Annotated in this window: 26 protein-coding genes; 12 read left to right on the top strand and 14 right to left on the bottom strand. The window is 63.0% G+C overall.

All coding sequences use genetic code 11. From position 1 onward, the window contains the following. Positions 1-3: 3 nt before the first annotated feature. The gene (locus DMY87_RS24165; RefSeq protein ID WP_165826216.1) at positions 4-159 is read right to left on the bottom strand and encodes a hypothetical protein; all 156 of its coding nucleotides are present in this window, start codon (positions 157-159) and stop codon (positions 4-6) included. A 225-nt stretch (positions 160-384) separates the two neighbouring features. Between DMY87_RS24165 and DMY87_RS12405 the strand changes: the two genes are divergently transcribed. The 4 genes from DMY87_RS12405 to DMY87_RS12390 all read left to right on the top strand — a co-directional run bounded on the left by DMY87_RS12405 (position 385) and on the right by DMY87_RS12390 (position 3,954). Beyond that, positions 385-1,674 (top strand): MFS transporter, encoded by a 1,290-nt coding sequence (locus DMY87_RS12405; protein ID WP_110791712.1) that lies wholly within the window; start codon positions 385-387, stop codon positions 1,672-1,674. Then, positions 1,671-1,865, top strand: a complete 195-nt coding sequence (locus tag DMY87_RS12400; protein ID WP_110791710.1) for a DUF1192 domain-containing protein — start codon at positions 1,671-1,673, stop codon at positions 1,863-1,865. Before DMY87_RS12405 ends, DMY87_RS12400 begins: the two co-directional genes overlap by 4 nt. A 361-nt stretch (positions 1,866-2,226) precedes the next feature. Next, the gene (gene rcdA / locus DMY87_RS12395) at positions 2,227-2,742 is read left to right on the top strand and encodes a protease adaptor protein RcdA (RefSeq protein WP_110791709.1); all 516 of its coding nucleotides are present in this window, start codon (positions 2,227-2,229) and stop codon (positions 2,740-2,742) included. Positions 2,743-2,886: 144 nt separating this feature from the next. Beyond that, a complete protein-coding gene (locus DMY87_RS12390; protein WP_110791707.1) occupies positions 2,887-3,954 on the top strand; it encodes a patatin-like phospholipase family protein in 1,068 nt (355 codons plus the stop codon). A 75-nt stretch (positions 3,955-4,029) separates the two neighbouring features. On the opposite strand, the gene rpmE is transcribed toward DMY87_RS12390, so the two are convergent. Then, the gene (gene rpmE, locus DMY87_RS12385; RefSeq protein ID WP_110791705.1) at positions 4,030-4,251 is read right to left on the bottom strand and encodes a 50S ribosomal protein L31; all 222 of its coding nucleotides are present in this window, start codon (positions 4,249-4,251) and stop codon (positions 4,030-4,032) included. 199 nt (positions 4,252-4,450) lie between these two features. Between rpmE and DMY87_RS12380 the strand changes: the two genes are divergently transcribed. Beyond that, positions 4,451-6,253 (top strand): ABC transporter transmembrane domain-containing protein, encoded by a 1,803-nt coding sequence (locus DMY87_RS12380; protein ID WP_110791703.1) that lies wholly within the window; start codon positions 4,451-4,453, stop codon positions 6,251-6,253. A 30-nt stretch (positions 6,254-6,283) separates the two neighbouring features. Here the strand turns inward: DMY87_RS12380 and DMY87_RS12375 are convergent, their stop codons facing one another. The 7 genes from DMY87_RS12375 to DMY87_RS12345 form a co-directional block, all read right to left on the bottom strand. Then, positions 6,284-7,930 carry an FAD-binding dehydrogenase gene (locus DMY87_RS12375; protein ID WP_110791702.1) on the bottom strand — a complete coding sequence of 549 codons (1,647 nt, stop codon included), beginning with the start codon at positions 7,928-7,930 and terminating at the stop codon, positions 6,284-6,286. 94 nt (positions 7,931-8,024) lie between these two features. Further along, complete coding sequence (locus DMY87_RS12370; protein ID WP_110791700.1) at positions 8,025-9,056, bottom strand: peptidoglycan -binding protein; 1,032 nt, start codon at positions 9,054-9,056, stop codon at positions 8,025-8,027. Continuing rightward, positions 9,057-10,097, bottom strand: a complete 1,041-nt coding sequence (locus DMY87_RS12365) for a flagellar motor protein MotA (RefSeq protein ID WP_110791698.1) — start codon at positions 10,095-10,097, stop codon at positions 9,057-9,059. A 121-nt stretch (positions 10,098-10,218) separates the two neighbouring features. After that, the gene (locus DMY87_RS12360) at positions 10,219-11,019 is read right to left on the bottom strand and encodes an inositol monophosphatase family protein (RefSeq protein ID WP_110791697.1); all 801 of its coding nucleotides are present in this window, start codon (positions 11,017-11,019) and stop codon (positions 10,219-10,221) included. Positions 11,020-11,158: 139 nt separating this feature from the next. Further along, positions 11,159-12,424 carry an MgtC/SapB family protein gene (locus tag DMY87_RS12355; protein ID WP_110791695.1) on the bottom strand — a complete coding sequence of 422 codons (1,266 nt, stop codon included), beginning with the start codon at positions 12,422-12,424 and terminating at the stop codon, positions 11,159-11,161. 43 nt (positions 12,425-12,467) lie between these two features. Continuing rightward, on the bottom strand, positions 12,468-13,661 hold the full coding sequence (locus DMY87_RS12350; RefSeq protein ID WP_245408905.1) for a tetratricopeptide repeat protein: 1,194 nt from the start codon (positions 13,659-13,661) through the stop codon (positions 12,468-12,470). Between the two features lie 8 nt (positions 13,662-13,669). After that, positions 13,670-14,317, bottom strand: a complete 648-nt coding sequence (locus DMY87_RS12345) for a thiamine phosphate synthase (protein ID WP_110791694.1) — start codon at positions 14,315-14,317, stop codon at positions 13,670-13,672. 103 nt (positions 14,318-14,420) lie between these two features. Between DMY87_RS12345 and DMY87_RS12340 the strand changes: the two genes are divergently transcribed. Together DMY87_RS12340 and DMY87_RS12335 are read left to right on the top strand one after the other, a co-directional pair. Continuing rightward, on the top strand, positions 14,421-15,197 hold the full coding sequence (locus DMY87_RS12340) for a sulfite exporter TauE/SafE family protein (RefSeq protein ID WP_110791692.1): 777 nt from the start codon (positions 14,421-14,423) through the stop codon (positions 15,195-15,197). A 67-nt stretch (positions 15,198-15,264) separates the two neighbouring features. Further along, a complete protein-coding gene (locus tag DMY87_RS12335; RefSeq protein ID WP_110791690.1) occupies positions 15,265-15,525 on the top strand; it encodes an ArsR/SmtB family transcription factor in 261 nt (86 codons plus the stop codon). A gap of 154 nt (positions 15,526-15,679) precedes the next feature. Here the strand turns inward: DMY87_RS12335 and DMY87_RS12330 are convergent, their stop codons facing one another. Further along, positions 15,680-15,856 carry a YdcH family protein gene (locus DMY87_RS12330; RefSeq protein WP_110791689.1) on the bottom strand — a complete coding sequence of 59 codons (177 nt, stop codon included), beginning with the start codon at positions 15,854-15,856 and terminating at the stop codon, positions 15,680-15,682. Between the two features lie 233 nt (positions 15,857-16,089). On the opposite strand from DMY87_RS12330, the gene DMY87_RS12325 reads away from it, so the two are divergent. The 5 genes from DMY87_RS12325 (at position 16,090) to DMY87_RS12305 (ending at position 18,997) form a co-directional block, all read left to right on the top strand. Then, the gene (locus DMY87_RS12325) at positions 16,090-16,293 is read left to right on the top strand and encodes a YdcH family protein (protein ID WP_110792165.1); all 204 of its coding nucleotides are present in this window, start codon (positions 16,090-16,092) and stop codon (positions 16,291-16,293) included. Between the two features lie 17 nt (positions 16,294-16,310). Further along, a complete protein-coding gene (gene purE, locus DMY87_RS12320) occupies positions 16,311-16,811 on the top strand; it encodes a 5-(carboxyamino)imidazole ribonucleotide mutase (protein ID WP_110791687.1) in 501 nt (166 codons plus the stop codon). Further along, positions 16,808-17,872, top strand: a complete 1,065-nt coding sequence (locus DMY87_RS12315) for a 5-(carboxyamino)imidazole ribonucleotide synthase (protein WP_110791685.1) — start codon at positions 16,808-16,810, stop codon at positions 17,870-17,872. Before purE ends, DMY87_RS12315 begins: the two co-directional genes overlap by 4 nt. Before the next feature lie 177 nt (positions 17,873-18,049). Further along, complete coding sequence (ykgO, locus tag DMY87_RS12310; protein ID WP_062279996.1) at positions 18,050-18,175, top strand: type B 50S ribosomal protein L36; 126 nt, start codon at positions 18,050-18,052, stop codon at positions 18,173-18,175. Between the two features lie 114 nt (positions 18,176-18,289). Next, positions 18,290-18,997, top strand: a complete 708-nt coding sequence (locus DMY87_RS12305) for a tetratricopeptide repeat protein (protein ID WP_110791684.1) — start codon at positions 18,290-18,292, stop codon at positions 18,995-18,997. 54 nt (positions 18,998-19,051) lie between these two features. Here the strand turns inward: DMY87_RS12305 and DMY87_RS12300 are convergent, their stop codons facing one another. The 4 genes from DMY87_RS12300 to DMY87_RS12285 form a co-directional block, all read right to left on the bottom strand. Continuing rightward, positions 19,052-19,336, bottom strand: a complete 285-nt coding sequence (locus tag DMY87_RS12300; RefSeq protein ID WP_110791682.1) for a YciI family protein — start codon at positions 19,334-19,336, stop codon at positions 19,052-19,054. Between the two features lie 8 nt (positions 19,337-19,344). Continuing rightward, positions 19,345-19,965 (bottom strand): aminotransferase class IV family protein, encoded by a 621-nt coding sequence (locus DMY87_RS12295; RefSeq protein ID WP_110791680.1) that lies wholly within the window; start codon positions 19,963-19,965, stop codon positions 19,345-19,347. After that, on the bottom strand, positions 19,950-21,137 hold the full coding sequence (locus tag DMY87_RS12290; protein ID WP_110791679.1) for an aminodeoxychorismate synthase component I: 1,188 nt from the start codon (positions 21,135-21,137) through the stop codon (positions 19,950-19,952). The genes DMY87_RS12295 and DMY87_RS12290 overlap by 16 nt, the downstream gene beginning before the upstream one ends. 111 nt (positions 21,138-21,248) lie before the next feature. Continuing rightward, positions 21,249-23,120: a methyl-accepting chemotaxis protein gene (locus tag DMY87_RS12285; RefSeq protein WP_165826215.1), complete on the bottom strand. Its 1,872-nt coding sequence runs from the start codon at positions 23,118-23,120 to the stop codon at positions 21,249-21,251. Positions 23,121-23,471 lie beyond the last annotated feature (351 nt).

Below are 23,471 nucleotides of genomic sequence, written 5' to 3'. Positions count from 1 at the left end.
GCCTCAGGGACGAACCAGCAGCGTCACCGACCAGGCGACGAAGGCGACCACCGCCAGCTTCCAGAAATCTGCGCGGCGCTTGAGCCCGGGCAGGCCGAGCGGCTTGATGATCTGGATCAGCATGGCGAGCAGCAGAAAGGCGGATATGGCCTTGTTCATCGTCATTCCTTGTCGCATCGACCGAAGCGGCCGGACAGCCTTGCTGTCCGGCATTAAATGTCGGCCTGTCACGCAACCAGCCACAACGCTGTCACTTTTGCCCGCCACAGACTGTTCCCGCAAGCCCGGCGGGGTGTTCAGACAACGGTAGGAAGATGGGACTAATATAATGGTTCCGTGCCGAAGACTGCAGGCTCGCCCGAACCCCGATCGATGAAAAAGACCATGAGACGCAATCTCCTGCCCGTAATGGCCCTTCTTCTGGGCACGCTCTTCCTGTTTCTCGGCAATGGCCTTTATGGTCTGCTGCTGCCGGTGCGCGGTGCGGCTGAAGGTTATTCCAACGAAGTGCTCGGTCTTCTCGGCACCTCCTGGGCGACAGGCTTCGTGCTGGGCTGCTTCGTCGCGCCGAAACTCGTCATGCGGGTCGGCCATGTGCGCGCCTTCTCCACCTTCGTCTCGCTGATTTCGGTCATCGCACTGTTGAGCGGGATCATCATCGATGCGGAATGGTGGATCGTGCTGCGCGCGATCACCGGCTTCTGCACGGCCGGCACCTCGATGATCATCGAAAGCTGGCTGAACGAGCGCGCCACGAACGAAAGCCGCGGCGCAATCTTCTCCTTCTACATCTCGATCACCCTGATTGGCGTCGTCGGTGGACAGATGCTGGTCGGCGTCTTCGATCCCACGACCACCATCCTCTTCATGATCTGCGGTATCGTCTACGGCGTCGCCGTCATGCCGACCACCATGTCCACGGCAGCCTCGCCGCAGCCGCTGAAGTCACTGAAGCTCGATCTGCCGCTGATCTATCGCAACTCGCCCGTCTCCTGTGTCGGCATTCTGCTGATCGGCATCGCCAATGGCGCCTATGGCACGCTGGGTGCCGTTTTCGGCACCCGGGTCGGACTGGACGCGGCGACCATCGCCACGCTGCTTTCGGTCACCATCTTTCTCGGCGCCATCATGCAGTTCCCGGCCGGCAAGCTTTCAGACCGCATCGATCGGCGCTACGTGCTGGCCGCCCTCTCGGCGCTCGCCGCTTTCGCCGCCGTCGCCCTCGTCTTCATCGAGCCGACCAGCGCAACCTGGATCTTCATTCTCGTCGGCATCTATGGCGCCGCCGCAAACGCCCTCTACCCGATCGCGGTCGCCCATGCGAACGACTTCGCCAAGCCGGACGAGTTCGTGAAGGTCTCCGGCGGCCTGCTGCTGCTGTTCGGCGTCGGCACGATCATCGGCCCGACGCTCGGCGGTCCAGTCATGACCGCAGCCGGGCCCTACTCGCTGTTCACCGTGACGGCCCTTGCCCATCTCTCGATCTCGGCCTACGCGATCTACCGCAGCCGTCTGCGCGCTGCGATCCCGGCAGTCGACCGCGAAAACATGCCGAACCTGCCGATCAGCGCCTCCCCGCTCAGCACGCCGGAAAGCCTCAGCCTCGACCCGCGTGCAGCGCCGCTGCCCGAACATGATGACGAGCCCGAAGAGCGGGAAGGAGCAACCGCATGATCGCAGAAGAAGAACCGCGCAAACCGGCAACGGTCCACCAGATCGGCTGCGATCTGTCGGCGATATCCGCCGATGAACTGCACCACCGAATCGCGCAGCTGGAAGATGAGATTGGCCGAATCAGAGCCGAGATCATCCGCAAGGATGCGAGCCGAAAAGCCGCCGACAGCCTGTTTGGCCCGAAAGTATAGACAGTCTTCACTTGCGCCTTGGCGAGTTGCGCACCGGAAAGAACCACTTTTCTCAGTTTCGTTTACTTGGCGTTAAGCCTTTTGAGGGAAACTATGTTCATCCAGACCTTCTGGACTCAGGCAGTTTCACCTCATGGCGATGGTCTGATTTTCTCCCTGTTTTACCTTAAGAGCCGCATTTGCGGCTCTTTTTTTGCCTAAGGCTCAGGCCAGTGGCAAAATTGTGGGAATTAACCCTTCCTTAAGTTTCGCCTTGCGCATTTGGGGTAATGATTGCATCGTGGCCTCACCAAATGGGGCAGGAACAAGATCGTATCGCTCTCGTTACATGCCATAGTGATGCGTTTACAGGGAAACATCCATGTCTGAGCTCGGTATGAATACGGTCAGCTTTGCCGGTCGTGCGGCAGCATCCAGCCAGTTCAAGGCGACCTATGCCGAGGGCATGGGGCTGGTCGAAGAAACGGCCGCCTTCCTCGATGGCCCGGGGCGCGCCGCCGCCAAGGTCCTGCCGCGCCAGGCCTCGGTTCTGTACGCCGCCGAATCCATGCGCCTGACCACCCGCCTGATGCAGATGGCCTCGTGGCTGCTGCTGCAGCGCGCCGTCAACAACGGCGAGATGAGCCGCGATCAGGTTCTCTCGGAAAAGAGCAAGGTTCGCCTGGACGGCTTCAACGTCGACCGCAACGCACCCGGCTGGAACGACCTGCCGGAAGCCTTCCGCGATCTCGTCGAGCGCTCGCTGCGCCTGCAGAACCGCATCGCCCTGCTCGACCGCGAAATCTACCGCCCTGCCGAAGAAGAGTTCCTGCCGGACAACGAAAACAGCGTCCAGGCTCAGCTCAACCTCCTGCGCACCGCATTCAACGCCGGCTGAACCAGCCCGCGACAGCACCACCTTCCAGCCGGCCTGCTTCTGCAGCGCCGGCTTTTTTCTGCCATCTTGACCGGAATTGATTGCACGAGGTGTATTTACAACTTTAGAGTTTGTGCGACACTTCCGAAAAAAGAGGAGGAGCACATGACCAAGTTCATTCTTTCGATCGACGGCGGCGGCATCCGGGGGACGATCCCCGCTGCTGTTTTGACTGTACTCAAGCAGAAACTCGAAAAACGCGACAAGCGGCTGCCTTTGCATCGCTACTTTCACATGATCGCCGGGACGTCGACCGGCGCCATCATCGCGGCGGGTTTGGCATGCCCCAAGCCGGGCAAAGCGAAGGAAGCAGCCGCCGATCCGGAAACCCTGCTCGCCCTTTACAAGACGAAGGGCGCGCAGATCTTCGACATCGGCCTGTTCCGCAAGCTGGCCAATTTTGGCGGCCTCTTCGAGGAACGGTACGACGCGCAGGCGCTCGAAACCATTCTGCGACAGATGCTGGGCGAGAAAACTGAAATCAGGGACGCGCTGACCAAGATCCTCATCACCGCCTATGACATCCATGCCCGCCGGGCGGTTTTCATGACCAATGCCGATCAGGACAATGCGCGCTTTCTGGCATGGCAGGCCGTGCGCGGCTCGTCGGCCGCCCCCACCTATTTCGAACCGGCGCTGGTCGAGGATCTGGCAAGGGAAAGCCATGGGCAGATCCCGGCAATCCCCTTGATCGACGGCGGCGTCTTTGCCAACGACCCGGCCATGGCCGCCTATGTCGAGGGCAGCAAGCTCGGCTGGCGCGACAATGGCGACAAGATCGTCATCCTCTCGCTCGGTACGGGATCGGCGAACCGCAAGATCCCCTACCAGCAGGCCAAGAGCTGGGGCGCCGGCGGCTGGATCAATCCGGCCAACGACACGCCGCTGATCTCAGTGCTGATGCAAGGACAGTCGAGCACCACCTCTTACCAGCTCAACAAGCTGCTCAACAGCGAACCGCCACGGTTTGCCGACGGTGCCACTGTGGTCACCACGGACAATCGAAAGTCGCTGGATTACTTCAGGCTGGACGCGCCTCTGGTGGGCGTCAACGATGCGCTGGACGATGCCACACCCGACAACATCGCGAAGCTTGAGCGCTTCGGCCTTACGCTGGCCGAAAAACACGACCTCGCACTTGAGGAAATCGCCGACCGCCTCTCCGCCATCTGAGTCGCTTTCATCGCTCCAGAACGAAAAAGCCCGGCGCGAAGGCCGGGCTTTCCATATGCATATCGTGCAAGACGATTAGAGGCCGAGGCCGCCGAAACGCTTGTTGAACTTCGAAACGCGGCCGCCGCGGTCCAGCATCTGCTGGTTGCCGCCGGTCCAGGCCGGGTGCGACTTCGGATCGATTTCGAGGTTCATCACCGCGCCTTCAGAACCCCAGGTCGAACGAGTCTCATATTCGGTGCCATCGGTCATGACGACCTTGATGACGTGGTAGTCGGGATGGATGGAAGCCTTCATCGCTTTGTTCCTGCTGTGCCGTGGGGTCCATTTGCCGCAATTGCGTCAGCGGGACCTATTCAATAGACAAAGCCGCAGTCCTATGGGCTACGGCTTCCCAATTCGATGCCGTGCCTATACATGAAGGGCGCAGGGATAACAAGTGCCATGGCATCAAAGCCTGACAGCCCTTGTGAAGTGTAAGCAGGAGCATGACAGAGTGACCGTGGAAGCCGAAAACACCGAGAAGAAACGCCGCTCCCTGAAACCGCTTGCCGACCTCTTTCCCTATCTCGCCCGCTACAAGGGTCTGGTTGCCGGCGCGCTTGCCTTCCTCTGTCTGGCGGCCGTGACAACGCTTGCCCTGCCGATTGCCATCCGCCGCATGCTGGATCATGGCTTCAACGCCTCCGACAGCGAATTCATCAACAAATACTTCGCCATGATGATCGTCATGGCGCTGGTCCTCGCCGTCGCAAGCGCCCTGCGCTATTACTATGTCATCACCATCGGCGAACGTGTCGTGGCCGATCTGCGCAGCGATGTCTTCACCCATGTGACACGCCTGTCGCCGTCCTTCTTTGACATCAACCAATCCGGCGAGATCGTCTCGCGCCTGACCGCCGACACCACCCAGCTGAAATCCGCCGTTGGCGCCACGGCATCGCTGGCGCTCAGGAATTCCATCCTCTGCCTTGGTGCCATGGTGATGATGATCGCCACCAGCCCGAAACTGTCGATCATGGTGCTGGCGGCGATTCCCGTCATCGTCTTTCCGCTCGTCGCCTTCGGGCGCTCGGTGCGCAAGCGCTCGCGTGCCGCCCAGGATACGCTGGCCGACGCCTCCTCCTATGCCGGCGAAGTCATCGGGGCCGCCCGCACGCTGCAGGCCTTCAACGCCGAGGATGCCGCGCGCGGCCGCTATGTGACCGCTGTCGAAAGCGCCTATGAGGCCGCCCGTTCCGCCATCAAGTCGCGTGCGCTGCTGACCGGCGTCGCCATCTCGCTGGTCTTCGGCAGCGTCGTCGGCGTGCTCTGGTATGGCGCCCAGAGCGTTCTGGCCGGCACCATGACTGCCGGCACGCTCGGCCAGTTCCTGCTCTATTCGCTGATTGCCGCAGGCTCGCTCGGCACGCTCTCGGAAGTCTGGGGCGAGATGTCCCAGGCAGCCGGTGCCGCCGAACGCCTGCATGAACTCTTGGCCGAACATCCTGACATCGCAGCCCCGGCCAATCCGGTCGCCCTGCCGACACCGGCGCGCGGCAGCATCGACTTCGAATCGGTGCAGTTCTCCTATCCCTCGGCCAAGACCAAGTCCGCCCTGAACGGCCTCTCCTTCTCCGTCGCGCATGGCGAAACGGTGGCGATCGTCGGCCCCTCGGGCGCCGGCAAGAGCACGATCTTCTCGCTGATCCTGCGCTTCTATGACCCGGCCTCCGGCACCATCCGCCTCGACGGCGTCGATATTCGCGAGGCAGACCCGCAGGCCGTGCGCGCCCGCATCGCGATTGTCCCGCAGGATACGACGATCTTCGCCTCTTCGATCCACGACAACATCGCCTTCGGCACGCCGGGCGCCACCCGCGCCATGGTCGAGGCGGCGGCAGACGCCGCCCAGGCAAGCGAATTCATCGGTCGGCAGGAGAACGGCTTCGACACGCTGGTCGGCGAACGCGGCATCACGCTGTCGGGCGGCCAGCGCCAGCGCATCGCAATCGCCCGCGCGCTGCTGCGCAACGCCCCGCTGCTGCTGCTCGACGAAGCGACCTCGGCACTCGACGCCGAAAGCGAAACCCTGGTCCAGAAAGCCCTTGATGGCCTGATGCGCGACCGCACCACGATCGTCATTGCCCACCGCCTGGCAACGGTGTTGAAGGCCGATCGCATCCTCGTCCTGGATGACGGCCGCATCGTCGAGCAAGGCACCCACCAGAGCCTGATCCAGCAGGGCGGCCTCTACGCCAAACTCGCCCGCCTGCAATTCGAGACGGGTGGCCGCGACTTTACCGCAGCGGCCCAATAAGCCCACGACATCCGGCAACATCACGGGGCCTCACCGCCCCGCATTGCGCCCCGCCACCCGGCCGGAGAACAGGCAGCCGCCGAGGAACGTGCCCTCGAGCGCGTTGTAGCCATGCATGCCGCCGCCGCCGAAGCCTGAGACTTCGCCAGCCGCATAAAGCCCCGGCACCGGCATGTTTTCGCGGTTGAGCACGCGCCCCTCAAGATCGGTATGCAAGCCCCCCAGCGTCTTGCGGGTGAGAATATGCAGCCTGACGCCGATCAGCGGGCCGGCAGCGGGATCGAGCAGCCGGTGCGGCTTCGCCGTGCGCATCAGTTTGTCGCCAAGATAGTTGCGCGCACCCCGGATCGCCGTCACCTGGGCGTCCTTGGAGAAGCGGTTGCCGATCTCCCGATCCCGCGCTTCGATCTGGGTTCGCAGGTGGTGCACGCTCAGCCGATGTTCACCGGAAAGCTCGTTCATGCCGACGACCAGATCTTCGAGCGTGTCGCGCACGACGAAATCCTCACCCTTGTCCATGAAGGCCTGAACGGGACCTGGCGGGTTCTTGCCCAGCCGCTGGAGCAGCAACGGAATGTCCCTGCCCGTCAGATCCGGATTTTGTTCAGAGCCGGAAAGCGCAAATTCCTTTTTGATGATCGCCTTGTTCAGGATGAACCAGGAATATTCATGCCCCCGCGCCCGGATCGCCTTCAGCGTCGCAAGCGTATCGAAGCCCGGCATGGCGGGTGGCCGAAACCGGTTGCCTTCGGCATCGCACCAGAAGGAGGACGGACCGGGCAGAATGCGGATGCCGTGGTTCGGCCAGATCGGGTCCCAGTTCTTCAGGCCCTCGGTATAGTGCCACATGCGGTCGGCATTGATGATCTCGCCGCCGGCTGCCTGCGTGATCGCCAGCATCCGGCCATCCACATGGGCAGGCACGCCGGCGACCATGGCCTTGGGTGCCGGACCGAGCCGTTCGACCGGCCAGCTCTTGCGCACGAGATCATGATTGCCGCCGATGCCACCCGAGGCGACGATAACGGCATCAGCCGCAACTTCGAAATCACCAATGACATTGCGTGAACTGGAGCCGCCGCGCACCGTGGCATCCCCTGCCAGCACCACGCCGACGCAACCGGTCACGACCCCGTTGCGCACGGAAAGCCGGTCCACCTGATGACGAAAGAGGAAGGTGAGTTTGCCGGCATCCGCCGCCACTGTCGCCCGCCTGACGAAGGGGGCGATCACTCCCGGCCCCGTGCCCCAGGTGACATGGAAACGCGGCACGGAATTGCCGTGACCGTCGGCAAGCGCGCCGCCCCGCTCCGCCCAGCCGACGACGGGAAACCAGCTGATGCCCTGCGATTTCAGCCAGGAGCGCTTTTCTCCGGCGGCAAATTGCAGATAGGCTTCGGCCCATTGGCGCGGCCAGAAATCCTCCGTCCGGTCAAAACCGGCCGAGCCGAACCAGTCCTGCCGGGCAAGGTCCAGACTGTCGCGGATCCCCATGCGGCGCTGTTCGGGGCTATTGATCAGGAACAGCCCACCGAGCGACCAGAATGCCTGGCCGCCGAGATTCTGTTGCCCCTCCTGATCGATCACGCAGACCTTGAGCCCTCGGTCCACAGCCTCGGTTGCGGCCACAAGGCCAGCCAAACCGCCGCCGATCACGACGATGTCGAACTGCTGCATGTCACCCTCCCGAAGCGCCACGTCTTACCTTTACGCGCACGTAACTCACCGCGCAAGTTACCCGAACGGCAAAGACCGATCGGATTGAGGCTGTTCAGCGTTCGGTGAGCTTCAGCTCGATACGTCTGTTCTGGGACAACACGTCGGGCGTATCCCCCTCGGCAATCGGCTGGAACTCGCCAAAACCGGCGGCAACCAGCCGGTTGGCGGGAACACCTTTCGAGATCAGATACTTGACCACGGAGGTCGCGCGCGCCGAGGAAAGCTCCCAGTTGTCGCGGTAACGACCGGTGCCGGTGAGCGGCGACGCGTCGGTGTGGCCGTCCACCCGCAAGACCCAGCTGATCTCGGCCGGGATTTCCTGCGCCAGTTCGAGAAGGGCCGCAGCCAGCTTGTCCATTTCCGCCTGCCCGGCAGCGTCGAGTTCCGCACCGCCGACGGGGAAAAGCACTTCCGACTGGAAGACGAAACGGTCGCCGACGATGCGGATGTTTTCGCGATCCGACAGGATCTCCCGCAACCGTCCGAAGAAGTCCGAGCGATAGCGGTTCAGCTCCTGCACTCGCTGGGCAAGCGCCACGTTCAACCGCCGGCCGAGATCGGCAATCTTTGCCTGCGATGACTGGTCTTTGGCTTCTGATGCCTGCAGCGCCTCTTCGACAGCCGCGATCTGGGCGCGAAGGGCCGCGATCTGCTGGTTCAACAATTCGATCTGGCTTGCGGCGCGGGCGCTGACCTGCTTCTCCGCCACCAGCTCCTCGTTCAGCCGGCCGACCTTCGCATTTGCCGCATCCGCAGACCCAGTCCCACTGTCGAGCAGTTGCTGCAGCCGGGAACGCTCGCTTTCCGAAATCGAGAGTGACGACTGCAGGGCCGCAAGCGTATCTTCGAGATCCTGCTTGCCGCTCTTCTCCAGCGCCAGAAGATTGGTGAGTTCGGCAATCTGGCTGTTCAGCCGGTTGAGCACCTCGTCCTTGCCGGAGATCTCGCGGCTGAGGATGAACTGCGCCAGCACGAAGACCGTGAGCAGGAACATGATGGCGAGCAGCAGGGTGGACAGGGCGTCTACGAAGCCCGGCCAGTAGTCGACGGTGCGCTCCCTGCGCCGGTTGCGCCCGAGCGCCATTTACTTGGCCCCGCCGATCTTGTCGTTCAGCCGGTCGAGCGTCTTGCGCATGGCGCGGGCGTCTTCCTGCTGCGCTTCGATCCAGTCGCGCAGCATCTGCTGCTCGTTGCGCATGTTCTTGACGAGACCCTGAATGCCTTCGGCAAGGCCGGCAATGGCGGCCACCGAACGGTCGCCGCCGGCAGCGCCCTCGCGATTGGCAAGCTTCTGGATCTCCGCGACAAGCGAACGGATGTCTTCCGCCGCAACCGCGCCGTCGGCATCGACAGCAACAGGCCGTTCGGAATCGAGATCCGTCACCGACGACAGCCAGTTTTCCAGTTCGACGTAAAAGCGGTTCTGCGCACGTCCCGCCTGGAGGTCGAGGAAGCCGAGGATCAGCGATCCGGACAGGCCGAGAAGCGAGGAGGAAAACGCCGTGCCCATGCCCTGGAGCGGCGCGGTAAGCCCCGATTTCAGCGCCTGCAGCACGTCGTTGCTGTCGCCGGATGCCGGATCGAGCGACTGGATGACGTCATTGATCGAACCGATCGTGCCGAGCAGACCCCAGAAGGTGCCGAGCAGGCCGAGAAAGACGAGAAGGCCGATGAGATAACGCGTGGTATCGCGGGATTCGTCGAGACGCGTGCCGATGGAATCGAGGATCGAGCGAAGCGCGGTCGTTGAGATCGCCATCGACCGGCGTCCGCCGATCAAGGCGCGCATCGGTGCGAGCAGCCTAGGATCGCGCCCGACCCGCTCCGCATTGTCGCCGGCGGCGCGGAAATTGTTGAACCAACGAACTTCCGGGCGCAACGCCCAGACATGGTTGAACACCAGGATGATGCCGACGGCGAGGACACCGAGGATCAGGCCGTTCAGACCGGGATTGGTGACGAAAGCCGCGTGAGCCTGCCGATAGAGGATTGCTGCAATGAAACAGACGATGATCAGGAAAATGACCATTGTCGTGAAGAAGGGCATCGGGCTGGAGAGTTTCTGACCGTAGTCTCCCGGACGGGTCACCCCGACTTCCAGGTCCTCCACCTTCACTTTCGCCATAATAAGCACGTCCTCCGAAGAATCTTGAAGCGAAGGCTAGTGGAAAATTGAGACGAATTGAAGCCGAAGCGTCAGGGGAATTTCACCACCCTGACGCGTGCCGACCGATGCTGGTCTCGGATCAGGTCTGCGGCACCGGACGGTTCACGACCTCTTCCAGGGCCTTGCGGATATATTCGTTGCCGGCCAGCACGGTGCCGTTCTCGAACATCTCCTGGGCGCCCTTCATGTCCGAGACGAAGCCGCCGGCCTCCTTGATCAGCAGCACGCCGGCTGCGATGTCCCAGGCGTTCAACTGGGCTTCCCAGAAGCCGTCCAGGCGGCCGGCCGCGACATAGGCGAGGTCGAGGGCTGCCGCCCCCATGCGACGCACGCCGGAAACTTCATTCATCACGTGGCGCAGTTCGACGAGGAACTTGCCATGCTGACCACGGCCGAGATGCGGCACGCCGCAGCCGATGACGCAATCGGACAGCACCTTGCGGGCGCCAACGCGGATGCGGCGATCGTTGAGGAACGCGCCACCGCCCTTTTCCGAGGTGTAGAGTTCATCGGTCGCCGGATTGAAGATCACGCCCGCAACGATCTCGCCATTGCGCTCGAGCGCAATCGAGACGGCGAACTGCGGAATGCCGTGCAGGAAGTTGGTCGTGCCGTCGAGCGGGTCGACGATCCAGCGATGCGCGCCGTCGGTGCCCTTGATCTCTTCGCTTTCCTCACCGAGGAAGCCATAGGTCGGACGGGCCTTCAGCAGTTCCTCGCGCACGATCTTCTCGGCGCGGAAATCGGCCTGCGAAACGAAGTCGCCCGGGCCCTTCACCGAGACCTGCAGGTTCTGCACTTCGCCGAAATCGCGCGCCAGCGACTTGCCGGCCTTGAGCGCGGCCTGGACCATGACGTTGAGAAGGGCGGAGCGGGCCATAGAGCGTATTCCTTAAGATTGGATGGTCGCCGGAGAGCGGCGAGGATGCAGCACGCGAGAGCGCGGCGATTGGCGGGTTCAAGACCACAAATAACGCCGGAATTCAAGGGGCAAAGCCGCCGATCGCCCTGCAACGGGGTCAAGGCAGCTGCGCCACGAACGCCGCGATGAGCCCGGCCGCGATGGCAAGGGTGGTCGCCAGGGCGAGCATCAGCAGGAAAGACCGGCTGCCGGTCGCCGCACCATAGGCGACCTTTGCCAAGAGATTGGCTGCGACCGCGATACCGATCGCATTGATGGCAACGGCTGTCGTGAGTTGCGCCGCCATGCCAGCGACGGTCACAGTCGCTGCATCGACATCGGCGAGCGCCGACAGTGCGGAAACCACATAAAGCCCCCCGTCACCGAAGATCTGGCTCGATGCGCGGGCGACGAACGCGACTACGGTGATCAGGAGCGCCATCTTCACCACCTGTATCAGCTCGAACGGGTTGGCAGGCGGCTCTGCCCCTGCATGCGAGACGTCACGACGGATGAAAAGAACCGCACAGGCCATCATCACACCGCCGGAAACCAGGAGCGGCGGCAGCAAGGCGGAAACGAGCGAGGGGGCCAGTGCCGCGACCAGAAGCCCTGTGCGCACCAGCGACACGGCCCCGGCGGCAACTGCACCACCGGCCGCAGCCTGGGCCGGCATGCCGGAAACGCTCTGCCGCGCAAACGTGACCGTCGTTGCGGTCGATGACACGAGGCCGCCGACAGCGCCAGCCACTAGATAACCCTGACCGCTGCCGAGCAGGCGCACCGCGACGTAACCAATGAAGGAGACCGAGGCGAGCAGGATCACCAGGATCAAAAGACTGCGCGGCGACACGCCTCCGAAAGGACCATAGGGTGTCGCCGGGATCAGCGGCAGCAAGACGAAGCTCATTGCCAGGAGAACCACCGCTGAGCGCAACTCCACCCAGGTCAAACGCCGGATGGCCCCGTGCAGGAATTCACGGCTGGCAAGCACGGTGACAATCGCCGCACCGCCTGCGGACGCGATGACCGTATCCCCCAGCACGGCGAGTGCGCCGAGTGCGAAAGTCGTGATGGCGGCAATCACGGTCGTCGCGCTGACGCTGTGTTCGGCGCGCGCCTGGATCAGCGCGAAGCGCAACATCACCACGGTCAAGGAAAGAAGGAAGGCGGCAACGATCAGTCCAGGTGCGGGTGTGCCGCCGATCGCAGTCTCCAGAAGCCCGGCCAGTCCGCCGGTCATGCCGATCAGCGTAAAGGTACGGATACCCGCTGTGCGCGCGCCTTCCGGTTCGGCGCGGTCACGCCAGTGTCTCTCCACACCAACTGCCGCGCCGATCGCGATTGCAAGCCCGATCCGCTGAAACAGGTCGACGAGATCCATGCACGGTGCCCTCCCCTCAAGGCACAGGCGTGCGGCACGCGCCTCAGCTCCGACGGAACCGGTTGGCGCGATCGATCGCCTGCTTCTGCTGCTCTTCGTTCAGGCCGAGATAGAAGTCTTCGAGTGTCGGATCCTTCAGACCCGCACGGCGTGACAGAACATACCACTTGGCCGCCTCGACCGGATTGGGGGCGGTCCCGAGCGCATTGATATAGACATGCGCCAGCCGGTTCTGTGCCACCACATTGCCGCGCTTGGCGGCAATCGACAGCCAACGATAGCCCGCCTCGTAGTCGCGCGGGCCGTTGACGCCATTGACCAGCCACAGGCCCATGTCGAGCTGTGCGGTATCGAACCCCGCCTTGGCGGCGCGCTCCATCCATTCGCGGGTACGCTTCTTCTTGCCCGGCGGCACGTCCTTCAGCACGGAATAGATCTGGGCCAGGGCATATTGCGCATCGGCAATCCCCTGCTCCGCCGCCTTTTCGTAATAGGGCATGGCAAGCGTCAACCCGCGCACACCCGGATTTTGCGAAACCAGGATCTGCGCCCAGTTGAACTGCGCCGACCCGTTGCCGCCATCGGCGGCCTTCTTCATGTAGTCGTCGGCCTTGGCCTTGTCGCGCTCGACCTCGCGGCCTTCCATCAGGAGCAGGGCATATTTGAACATGGCGGACGTATCGCCGCCCTGGGCTGCCTGGGCATACCAGAAGGCGGCGCCCTTCGGGTCACGCTTCACGCCGAGCCCGCGCGACATGATCTCGGCAAGCAGCGTCTGGGCGGCCGGATCGCCGAGTTGCGCACGCGGCAGGGCCTTGTCGACGGCGGTCAGGAACAGCCCACGCTGGAATGCGCCGTAAGCCTCGTCCGCTTCACCGGTGAAAGGCTTTTCCGGCGGCAGATCCGGCAGCGGAGCGCCCATGCGCAGATAGATGTTGATGCCTTGAAGCGCGTCGTCACCCTTGGCGCCGGCGGTCACCTTGCCGCCTTTGACCGGTGGCGGGGCCGCGTTTTTGCCAGCACGGTCGAGCGTCGTTGCATCGCCAGTGGCGCTGTCGTCGCGCTTGCCGCGATCGATATCGCCTGCATCGGAAGGATTGGCAGGCAGAATGGCCGGCGCATCGCCGATCGCCACACCGTCCTCGCTCTCCTGCGCCATCACCGGCGTGCCCGCCGCAAGGCAGGCCCCGGTCAGTATGGCAAGAATCAGGCTGCGGGACGTGAAAGATTGGCGCATCCCGCGGTTCAATCCGCAAACCGTGGCGCTTTTTCGTCAAGCTCGGCATTCACCCGCGCAACGATCGTCGCAGCATTGGCCGGGTCTTCGAAGACCGCCTTGCCGAGGGCGACGAATTCCACGCCGGCTTCGGCAACGACCACGGCAGACGACGGGTCAGCGCCGCCCATGACGATCGCCGGGATCTCGATCATCGCCGACCACCATTCGCCGAGCGCGACATTCTTCGAATGCGCTTCCGGCTTGATGTCGCCATCAAGCTTGCCAAAGAAGATATAGTCCGGCTGCGTCTCGCCGACCTCGAGCGCATGATGCCGATCCATGGCATTGCCACCGCCGACGATGAGCTTCGGCTGGTGTTTCTCCACGGCCTCGGCCAAGGCTTCGGCATTGCCGGTGATATGCAGGCCATCGGCCTTGACCCGACCGGCGACACGGCTGTTATCGACGATGAGCGCCGCAGCCCCCGCCTCCTGGATCACAGGCACGAGCAATTCGGCATGTTTCTGGAACTCGCCGTCATCCAGCCCGTATTGCGGGATGATGACGGAGGCCACGTCTCCGCCGCGCAGCGCATTGGCCACCGTTTCGCAGCGCATCGCCGGATCGGCAATGTCAGGGACGATGAGGACGAGGCGGCAGCGGTCTTCGGTCATGCGGCTATATCCGTTTGCGGGACATTTCCACGACAGCGGAATTCGTCCTCGTTTTATCTCGATAAATCCGATAGACCGCTCTTCCGAAAGGATCAACCGATCAATGCTGACAGACCCGAACTTCTATGCCGTCGCCATTCCCGCTGTCGCCCTGGTCGGCCTGTCCAAAGGAGGGCTTGGAGGGGCTTTCGCCCTGATCGGGGTTCCCCTGCTGGCGATCGCCGTGCCGCCCATGCAGGCCGCCGCGATCTTCTTGCCGATCCTCCTGGTGATGGACGCGGTCGCGCTCTGGGCCTGGCGCCGCCACAACAACCGGGCAACGCTCTTCGTCATGCTGCCGGGCGCCATCATCGGCATCATTCTCGGCTGGGCGACGTCGACGCTCGTCTCGCCGAATGCCATGCGCCTCGTTCTGGGCGGCATCTCGCTGATCTTCGCGCTCCGCTATTTCATCGAAAGTTATGCCAGCCGGGATGGCGTCGAAAAGCCGGCGGCACCGGAACGTCCCGTTGCGGGTTCCTTCTGGGGCGCGCTCGCCGGTTATTCCAGCTTCGTCGCCCATGCCGGCGGCCCGCCCTTCCAGGTCTACACCCTGCCGCTGAAGCTCGATCCGAAGACCTATACCGGCATGTCGACCCGCTTCTTCGCCATCCTCAACGCCATCAAGGTCATCCCTTATTTCGCTCTCGGCGAACTCGACAGCACCAATCTCACCTTGTCGGCCATGCTGCTCCCCGTGGCGCTCGTCTCCACGCTGATCGGCGCCAAGGTGGTTCACTACATGAAGCCGAAGATCTTCTATCCCCTGATGTATGGCATGGTCCTGATCGCCGGCGCGAAACTCTTCTACGACGGCAGCACAGGCCTCACGGGTCTGTAGTCTCCTTCCCTTGCTGCACCGCACATCGGCGCTTGCCGGATGCCGGCCTTTGACATAACGTTCGCCCATGACGAACGCGGATCCTTTCACGGCGATCGCAGACCCGAACCGGCGGCATATCCTTGAGGATCTGCGCCGGGGCGCGAAAACCGTGAACGATCTGGCAAGCCGCCTACCGATCAGCCGTCCCGCCGTCTCCCAGCACCTGAAGGCCCTGCTCGATGCCGGGCTTGTCGAGGTGACCGCCGAGGGAACCCGCCGCTTCTACAGCGTAAGAAAGCCGGGCTTCGACCGCATGAACATCTGGCTCGACCAGTTCTGGTCCTGACCACACCTCCTTTTCCCTGAAATCCAGGCAAAGAAAAGCCCCGAAGTCCTTGGGAACTCCGGGGCGGGGGAATGGTAGGGCTGCTTCATGAATACATCGGGATCTCTGGGAGGCCGCAGGGGCAATTGGATCCCGGCGCAGCCGGCATGGAAGGTTAGTGGCGGGTGGACGCCCTCAGGCGCTCCATTTCATCTTTGAGGCGCAGTTTCAGACGCTTCAGTTCGGCGATCTGCCGGTCGTCGACGGAGGGGGATGCCAGCGCGTCATGGAGCTGGTCTTCCAGTGCACCATGCTTCTTCTGCAGCGAGTCAAGATGAGCCTGTATGGTCATTTGATACGTCCTTCCTTGTCGCCTACCTCCAGCCCTCATCCGCTGGAGTTTCAGGCTTTACGAAAGTAATGTGACACGAGAAATGCGGTTTGTCGAAGGCGATTTCGTGATTTCGACCCCTGAAAATGAGGGACAAGGATAACTTCCCGTTACCGGTATTTGATGATAGGAGCTTGCGCGAATCCAACGGCCATCCTTAAACGGTGAGCCACAGGGCGAAGATGGGGAACAAGATGGCCGATCAGGAACAGGCTGACATCCGGCTCTCGCTGGCGCGGCTTCGCCAGGAGCACGAGGACTACGACGCGGCAATCAATGCGATGATCGCGACCGGCTGTGAAGCCCTCAGAATCCAGCGGATGAAGAAGAAGAAACTGGCACTCAAGGACCGGATCACCGCGCTCGAGGACCAGATCATTCCCGACATCATTGCCTGAGCCAGAAGGACGTGAGCATGACAGCTGACTGCCCGCCCGTCGCCATCATCATGGGAAGCCAGTCCGACTGGGAAACCATGAAAAACGCCGCAGACACGCTCGATGCGCTCGGTGTTTCCTACGAGGCGCGCATCGTTTCGGCACATCGCACGCCCGACCGGATGTATGCCTTTGCCAAGGGCGCACGCGACGAAGGCTTCCAGGTGATCATCGCCGGCGCCGGCGGTGCGGCCCATCTGCCCGGCATGGTGGCCTCGCTGTCGCCCCTGCCGGTCTTCGGCGTGCCGGTCCAGTCGAAATCCATGTCCGGCCTCGACAGCCTCTATTCCATCGTCCAGATGCCGGCGGGCATTCCGGTCGGCACACTCGCCATCGGTCGTGCCGGCGCGGTCAATGCCGCCCTGCTTGCGGCGCGCGTTCTCGCCCTGCATGACGAAGAACTCACCGACCGCCTTGATGACTGGATCGCCCGCCAGGCGGCAGCCGTTGCCGAATACCCCATGGACGAGACCCCATGACCGTTCGCACGATCGGCATCATCGGCGGCGGCCAGCTCGGCCGCATGCTGGCCATGGCGGCTGCCCGCCTGAACTTCCGCACGGTGATCCTCGAACCGCAGGCCGACAGCCCGGCAGCGCAGGTCGCCAACCGGCAGATCACCGCAGCTTATGACGATCCGTCAGCGCTTGGTGAACTGGCTTCCCTCTGCGACGTCGTCACCTATGAATTCGAAAACGTCCCCGTCTCGGCTGCCGAACATCTGGCACGAAGCGTCCCGGTCTATCCGCCGCCGAAGGCGCTGGAAGTCGCCCAGGACCGCCTGACGGAAAAACGTTTCCTCAATGCCTCAGGCATCGAGACCGCGCGCTTCCATGCCGTCAATAGCCAGGCCGAACTGGAGGCAGCCCTTGCCGATTTCGGCGGTGAAGGCGTGTTGAAGACCTGCCGGCTCGGTTACGACGGCAAGGGCCAGAAAGTCTTCCGCAAGGGTGACGCAGCCGACGGCGCCTATGCGGCGCTAGGCTCCGTGCCGCTGATCCTCGAAAGCTTCGTGCCTTTCGTGCGCGAAATCTCGATCATCGCCGCCCGCAGCCTCGACGGCCAGGTGCGTTGTTACGACCCGACGGAAAACGTTCATCGGAACGGCATCCTGCACACCTCGACCCAGCCCGCCGCGATCACGCCGGAAACGGCGACAGCCGCCCGGGAAGCAGCGACCAAGCTGCTGGATGGCCTGGCTTACGTCGGCGTCGTCGGCATGGAGTTCTTCGTGCTCGAAGACGGACAGCTGATCGCCAACGAGATCGCGCCGCGCGTCCACAATTCCGGCCACTGGACGGAGGCTGCCTGCATCGTCTCGCAGTTCGAACAGCACATCCGCGCCGTCGCCGGCCTCACGCTTGGCGACCCCGTCCGGCATTCCGATTGCGTGATGACGAATCTGATCGGCGACGACATCGATTCTGTCCCCGGCTGGCTCGCCAGGCCGAACGTGCTCGTCCATCTCTATGGAAAGACGGAAGCCCGTCCTGGCAGAAAGATGGGCCATGTGACGGAAATCCTGCCTTTCCGGGACTGATAAGCCGGGTTTTTTAGCCTTTTCGGCGGGGCAAATGCCGCCGGACCGGTTGACAGGCGGGCCTCCCTCGGGCTAATTGCCGCCAACTCTTCAAGGGCGCGCCCGGCGGCGCGCTTTTGATTGTTTCAGACAGTGGGTGAATGACACATTCCCCGACAATCGTTGTGGACCAGAAAAATGAAGATCAAGAACTCGCTGAAAGCGCTTAAGGCCCGTCATCGCGACAACCGTCTGGTTCGCCGCAAGGGTCGCGTCTACATCATCAACAAGGCAAACCCGCGCTTCAAGGCCCGCCAGGGCTGAGGTCTCCCGGATCCGCAAGGGTCTGGTTGCCATGCAGGTTACCCGCCATCAAATGGCGTGTTGATATCGCAGATTTGAATTTGAAAGACGGCGCTGAGGGACTACCTTCCCTTTATGCGCCGTTTTTCTTTGCGACTCGCCCCGAGCCTCCTGTTCCTGTCTGCTGTGGTCGTCTCGGGCCATGCGGCGGCACAGGCGCCAGACCAGCCCATTCCGCAGCAGCCAATGCCGCAGCAGCCGATGCCGGGCCCGCCGGCGCTGGAGCAGCCGACGCCCCCTGCCGCGACCGTCGCGCCGCCGGCACAGTCAGCCATCGAACAGGTCCCGCTCGCCGCACCGCAGCCCGAAAGCATTGAAGAGATGCTGGCCCGGCTCAAGCGCGAGCGCAATCCGGACGCCGCCCGCGTCATTGCCAACGCCGCCATGACAGCTTGGAGCGAATCGAAAAGCCCGACGGTCGATCTTCTGATGCAATGGTCCGCCAAGGCCGCCGCCGAGAAGCGCAATGCCGCAGCACTCGATTTCGTCGACCAGGCGATTACCCTCAAGCCCGATTTCGTCGGCGCCTGGAACCAGCGCGCCACGCTGCATTTCACCATGGGCAATTACAAGAAGTCGGTCTCGGACATCGAGAAGGTGCTGGAACTCGAGCCCCGCCATTTCGGCGCGATCGCCGGCCTCGCCGGGATCCTGACCGAACGCGGAAGCAAGGAAGGCGCCCTGCACGCCTGGGAACGGTATCTCGAGGTCTATCCGGCCGACCATGAAGCCCAGGAGATTGTCTCGAAGCTGTCGGAAGAACTCGCCGGCCAGCGCACCTGATTCACGCGTATTGCGCGGCAAGGCGGGGACGCCAGCGCGGCCTGGCGCCTGCCGTCAGTCCTTCATCAGGGCCAAGCCCTCGGCCGTCCGCGTCACCGTGATCTCCGTGACGTCATACACTGCGACACCCTCGACCGTGAAAGGATCGGCCGCGACATAGGCGCCGATTTCCGCACGGTCACCCTTGGCGAGCACAACGCCGCCGGTCCGTGGGTTCTTCCGACCTGACGCCAGGAACATGCCGCGCTCATAGCCGGCATTGACCCAGTCCATATGCGCAGCCATGAAACGGTCCGCCTCCTCGATCGGCTTCACATAGGTCAGGGAGAGGATGAACATGGATGGTCCTATTCGATGAGTTCAGCGCGGATCAGTCCGCGCAGGGAGTTGCCGACAAACAGCTTGCGATGGCTGAGGTCGGATAGCTTCAACACCTCGCCACGGGCCCTGCGCTCGCGGATCAGTTCGGCCCGGAGCACGCCGGGCAGCAGACCGCTGGTCAGCGGCGGGGTCAGCAGCGTGCCATCGGCTGCCTCGGCGAAGATGTTGGTGATCGTGCCCTCGCAGACTTCGTCGCGCTCGTTGAGCAGGATCACCTCATCTGCCTCGTCCTTGGAGAACTCCGCCCGCGCCGCCTCATAAGGCTCGCGGCGGGTCGTCTTGTGACGAAAGAGGCTGTCCTCCGATTGCAGCCGCGTCTTTGCAACCTTCACCCGCCAGACCGCCTCTTCGGCTTCGGCAATGTAAGGGCTCGTGGTGATCTCGATCTTCCCGCGAAAGCTCATCACCAGCCGCACGCGCAGCGGCGTGTCGCCGGAAACTTCCTTCTCCAGTTTGCCACGCGCATCCTGCGGCTGGCGAAAACCGAGCGCGTCGGCAGATCGTGCAAGCCGGCGCAGATGCTGGTCGAGCCTGAGGAAGCCCGCGTCCGGCTGCCACCGCATCGTCTCGATCAGCGAGAAATCCATTGATCCCCCAGGGCAAAACGGGCCTTCAAGAGGCATTCCTGATACTCGGCCTCTGCCTTCGAATCGAAGACGATGCCGCCGCCGACATTGAAGACTGCCCGACCGCCCTTGAAAAGGGAGAGGGTACGAATGGCCACGGAAAAACGCATCGGTCCTTGCGGATCGCACCATCCGATCGCGCCGCAATAGACGTCGCGGGGACCGGCCTCCAGTTCATGCAGAATGCGCATCGCCCACATCTTCGGCGCACCCGTCACGGAGCCGCAGGGGAAGAGGGCGGCGATGATCTCGGGCAGCCCGACGTCGGGCAACAGCTTTGCACGGACATGGCTCACCATCTGGTGCACGGTCGGATAGGTCTCGATCGCAAAAAGCTTCGGAACCGACAAGGTGCCGACTTCGGAGATCACCGAGACGTCGTTGCGCAGGAGATCGACGATCATCCGGTTTTCGGCCTGGGTCTTCTCATCGTCCAGCATGGCCGCGATGATCGCCGCGTCCTCCTCGGGCGTTGCGCCGCGCGCCGCCGTGCCCTTCATCGGCCGGGTCTCGATGAAGCCGTCTTCATCGACGGAAAAGAACAGTTCCGGCGAGCGGGAGAGAATGACCGGATAACCGAAATCGATGAGGGCGCCATAATGCACCGGCTGGCGCCCGACCAGCGACCAGAAGGCGGCACGCGGATCGCCCGACCAGCGGGCTTCCACGGGCATGGTCAGGTTGGCCTGGTAACAGTCCCCCTTGCGCAGGTGCTCATGCAGGCGCTCGAAACGGGTGCGATAGGCATCAAAGTCCCAACCGGCGCGCGGCTCGCTGAGAAAGGGCGCATTCGGAATGTTGGATGGCGGCTGCGCCAGAGGGTGATCGGCCGGGGCCGGACCGTCGAATATGCCGATCGCGATGAGCGGTGTATCCCGCCCCTCGACGATGAGCGGCGCAAGCTTCTCCTCGAAGGCGAAACCGGCTTCGTAGGAAAGATACCCCGCCAGCCATTTCCCGGCCCGCCGGGCGCGCTCCAATCTTTCGATCGCCGGCTTGATCTCGTCCGTCCTGCGCACGACGACGAGGTCCTGCGGATCTGCGAACAGCAGGCTCCGGCCAGTCTTGTCGTCACGAAAAAGGGCATGGAGCGCCGACGGCGCATCGATCGGGGAAAGCAGGCTGTCGTCCATGCCGGTGTCTTCGCATATCGGGCGAAGCGCGACAACCAGACACCCGCCATGGCGCGTCGCGAACAGGCGGCCGGACCGAAATCCTCCCCGGCCGCCTGCCAAAGTCTGCCGTCAGGCGGCCCGCCTGTCGGCTTGCGCGCCGGAGGTCCTGCGGACCTGATCCGTGGAACCGGCCATCAGGTTGAAATGGCCAATGAGATCGCGCAGGGTCACCGCCTCGGCGGCCAAGGCGTTCGAGGCAGCGGTTGCCTCTTCGGCCATGGCGGCATTCTGCTGGGTCTGCTGATCGATCTGGTTGACGGCGCTGTTGACCTGCACAAGCCCGGTGGACTGTTCCTGGGCCGAAACCGCGATCGAGTCGATGTGACCGTTCACCACCGCCACGCATTCCTCGATCATTTCCAATGCCTTGCCGGTACGGGCGACAAGATCGACACCGGTCCCGACCTGCTGGGTGGAACTGCGGATCAGATCCTTGATCTCGCGGGCCGCCTGGGCTGAACGCTGGGCGAGCTCACGGACTTCCTGGGCGACGACCGCAAACCCCTTGCCGGCGTCTCCGGCGCGAGCAGCCTCGACACCGGCGTTCAGCGCGAGCAGGTTGGTCTGGAAGGCGATCTCGTCGATGACGCCGATAATGCTCGAAATCTGACCCGACGAGGCCTCGATCGTGCTCATCGCATCCATGGCGGTTGTCACCACCGCCCTCGATTCGGACGCGGCGCGATTGGCCTCTGCCGCCGCAGCCCGGGCCTGCTGGGCAAGCTTCGAGGAATTGGCCACGTTGACGGTAATCTCGTCGAGGGCAGCAGCCGTTTCCTCAAGGGCAGAGGCCTGCTGTTCCGTGCGCTTCGACAGGGCATCCGCCGAGAGATCCAGTTCGCGCGAGCCGGCATCGATGGAGCGTGTCGACTGGGTGACCGCCTGCAGCGTGTCGCGAAGCTGGACAACCGTCCGGTTGAAGTCCTGACGCAGGCTCTCGAACGACGGGGCGAAGGCTTCGTCGATCCCGGCGCTCAGATCGCCGTCCGCCATGCGACGCAGGCCGTGTGCCAGCGACTTGGTCGCCTGCGCCATTTCGGCGGCGATCTGGCGGTCCCGTTCCGCAGCGGCCAGGCGATCGGCCTCGGTCGCCGTGCGGGCCGCTTCGGCCTCGCTCTGCAGCTGCAGCGTATGCAGGCCGTTATCCTTGAAGACCTGAAGGGCCTGGGCCATTTTGCCGATCTCGTCGCGACGATTGGTTTCGGGAACATCCACGGCGAAATCGCCCTGAGCGATGACCGACATCCGCGTCGTCAGATGACCGATCGGAGCGACGACGCTGACGCGGAACAGGGCAAAGCCGATGGCAAACACCAGCAGGCCGCCGGAGATCATAACCACGACGGTGATCATGCGGGTGTTGTTGGCCACGCCCGCCAGTTCTTCCCCCTCATGGTCGGCAGCGTCGCTAACCTCGGATCTAACCTTGGACAGCTCGGCCGAGACGGCGGAAAATTTGGGCTGGCATTCCCGCGTGTAAAGGCTGACGGCAGAGATGATCTCGTCCGGAGTGGTGCTCTTTTCCCCGACCTGAATGACGCGGGCGCAACTGACGTCGAAAATGCTGGTAGCGCTATCCTTGACCGACGCCAGAGTTTCGTGGACGCCAGCATGGGCCTCCTCTCTCGGCAGTGCTTGCGATGCGCTGTCAATCATCTCCAACATGGATTTGCGCGCCTCGATCAAGTCGCCTTTCGCGGCAGCGATCGCCTTGGGATCGGACATCATGATCATATCTGCGAGCGACGCGCGGGCCGTGAAAAGCGCCCGATTGGCGCGGGTGAGCTGGGAAGCAGCCTTGGTCTCGTCCTTCAGCAAGCCCGAATAGGCCTCCGTCAGGACCTTGACCTGTGTATTGACATAAACGGCCATACCGACGGCCAGCAACAGAAACAGACTTGCGATGAGCGTGAACTTCGCTCCGATCGAAATATTTTTCATGAAAATTCCTTCGCGCATTGGTAGGCTGTCAGTAGATATTGCAATTGCGCAAAGATCGCCTGTTCGGTTAAGCAGTTGTCAACCGTGTAGTGCTAGGTGTCTACTGGGCGTATGTTGATTGGCGGGTTGTGAGCCAAACTGTCGTTCAAATATCGCACAGCTCTCTCGCACCCCCGGTCAAGTTTTCTTGCCCGTTCGCCTGCTCTCCCTGCCATCGTGGCCGATGCCCGGCAAGTGCATGTCGTCGACAGGTGGGGCACTTGCGAAGATGGAGAGGTCCAATTTCCGACGTCAACTTCACCTCGTCCGTTCGATCGATCATTGAGACGGACACGCTGGAAAATTTGTTCG

The organism is Peteryoungia wuzhouensis, from assembly GCF_003205195.1.
Taxonomy (GTDB): Bacteria; Pseudomonadota; Alphaproteobacteria; order Rhizobiales; family Rhizobiaceae; genus Allorhizobium; species Allorhizobium wuzhouense.
Note: the sequence above shows the minus strand (reverse complement) of the source record. Positions and strands in the feature narration are given on the sequence as shown.

Coding starts and splice junctions, on each gene's coding strand:
- DMY87_RS12290 (WP_110791679.1), bottom strand. CDS start 21,137: ATGGACGACAGCCTGCTTTCCCCGATCGATGCGCCGTCGGCGCTCCAT.
- DMY87_RS12405 (WP_110791712.1), top strand. CDS start 385: ATGAGACGCAATCTCCTGCCCGTAATGGCCCTTCTTCTGGGCACGCTC.
- DMY87_RS12345 (WP_110791694.1), bottom strand. CDS start 14,317: ATGACCGAAGACCGCTGCCGCCTCGTCCTCATCGTCCCTGACATTGCC.
- DMY87_RS12315 (WP_110791685.1), top strand. CDS start 16,808: ATGACCGTTCGCACGATCGGCATCATCGGCGGCGGCCAGCTCGGCCGC.
- DMY87_RS12365 (WP_110791698.1), bottom strand. CDS start 10,097: ATGGCGAAAGTGAAGGTGGAGGACCTGGAAGTCGGGGTGACCCGTCCG.
- DMY87_RS12335 (WP_110791690.1), top strand. CDS start 15,265: ATGACGAACGCGGATCCTTTCACGGCGATCGCAGACCCGAACCGGCGG.
- DMY87_RS12390 (WP_110791707.1), top strand. CDS start 2,887: ATGACCAAGTTCATTCTTTCGATCGACGGCGGCGGCATCCGGGGGACG.
- DMY87_RS12360 (WP_110791697.1), bottom strand. CDS start 11,019: ATGGCCCGCTCCGCCCTTCTCAACGTCATGGTCCAGGCCGCGCTCAAG.
- DMY87_RS12340 (WP_110791692.1), top strand. CDS start 14,421: ATGCTGACAGACCCGAACTTCTATGCCGTCGCCATTCCCGCTGTCGCC.
- DMY87_RS12285 (WP_165826215.1), bottom strand. CDS start 23,120: ATGAAAAATATTTCGATCGGAGCGAAGTTCACGCTCATCGCAAGTCTG.
- DMY87_RS12350 (WP_245408905.1), bottom strand. CDS start 13,661: ATGCGCCAATCTTTCACGTCCCGCAGCCTGATTCTTGCCATACTGACC.
- rcdA (WP_110791709.1), top strand. CDS start 2,227: ATGTCTGAGCTCGGTATGAATACGGTCAGCTTTGCCGGTCGTGCGGCA.
- DMY87_RS12400 (WP_110791710.1), top strand. CDS start 1,671: ATGATCGCAGAAGAAGAACCGCGCAAACCGGCAACGGTCCACCAGATC.
- DMY87_RS12330 (WP_110791689.1), bottom strand. CDS start 15,856: ATGACCATACAGGCTCATCTTGACTCGCTGCAGAAGAAGCATGGTGCA.
- DMY87_RS12375 (WP_110791702.1), bottom strand. CDS start 7,930: ATGCAGCAGTTCGACATCGTCGTGATCGGCGGCGGTTTGGCTGGCCTT.
- purE (WP_110791687.1), top strand. CDS start 16,311: ATGACAGCTGACTGCCCGCCCGTCGCCATCATCATGGGAAGCCAGTCC.
- rpmE (WP_110791705.1), bottom strand. CDS start 4,251: ATGAAGGCTTCCATCCATCCCGACTACCACGTCATCAAGGTCGTCATG.
- DMY87_RS12295 (WP_110791680.1), bottom strand. CDS start 19,965: ATGGATTTCTCGCTGATCGAGACGATGCGGTGGCAGCCGGACGCGGGC.
- DMY87_RS12305 (WP_110791684.1), top strand. CDS start 18,290: ATGCGCCGTTTTTCTTTGCGACTCGCCCCGAGCCTCCTGTTCCTGTCT.
- DMY87_RS12300 (WP_110791682.1), bottom strand. CDS start 19,336: ATGTTCATCCTCTCCCTGACCTATGTGAAGCCGATCGAGGAGGCGGAC.
- DMY87_RS12325 (WP_110792165.1), top strand. CDS start 16,090: ATGGCCGATCAGGAACAGGCTGACATCCGGCTCTCGCTGGCGCGGCTT.
- DMY87_RS24165 (WP_165826216.1), bottom strand. CDS start 159: ATGAACAAGGCCATATCCGCCTTTCTGCTGCTCGCCATGCTGATCCAG.
- DMY87_RS12355 (WP_110791695.1), bottom strand. CDS start 12,424: ATGGATCTCGTCGACCTGTTTCAGCGGATCGGGCTTGCAATCGCGATC.
- ykgO (WP_062279996.1), top strand. CDS start 18,050: ATGAAGATCAAGAACTCGCTGAAAGCGCTTAAGGCCCGTCATCGCGAC.
- DMY87_RS12370 (WP_110791700.1), bottom strand. CDS start 9,056: ATGGCGCTCGGGCGCAACCGGCGCAGGGAGCGCACCGTCGACTACTGG.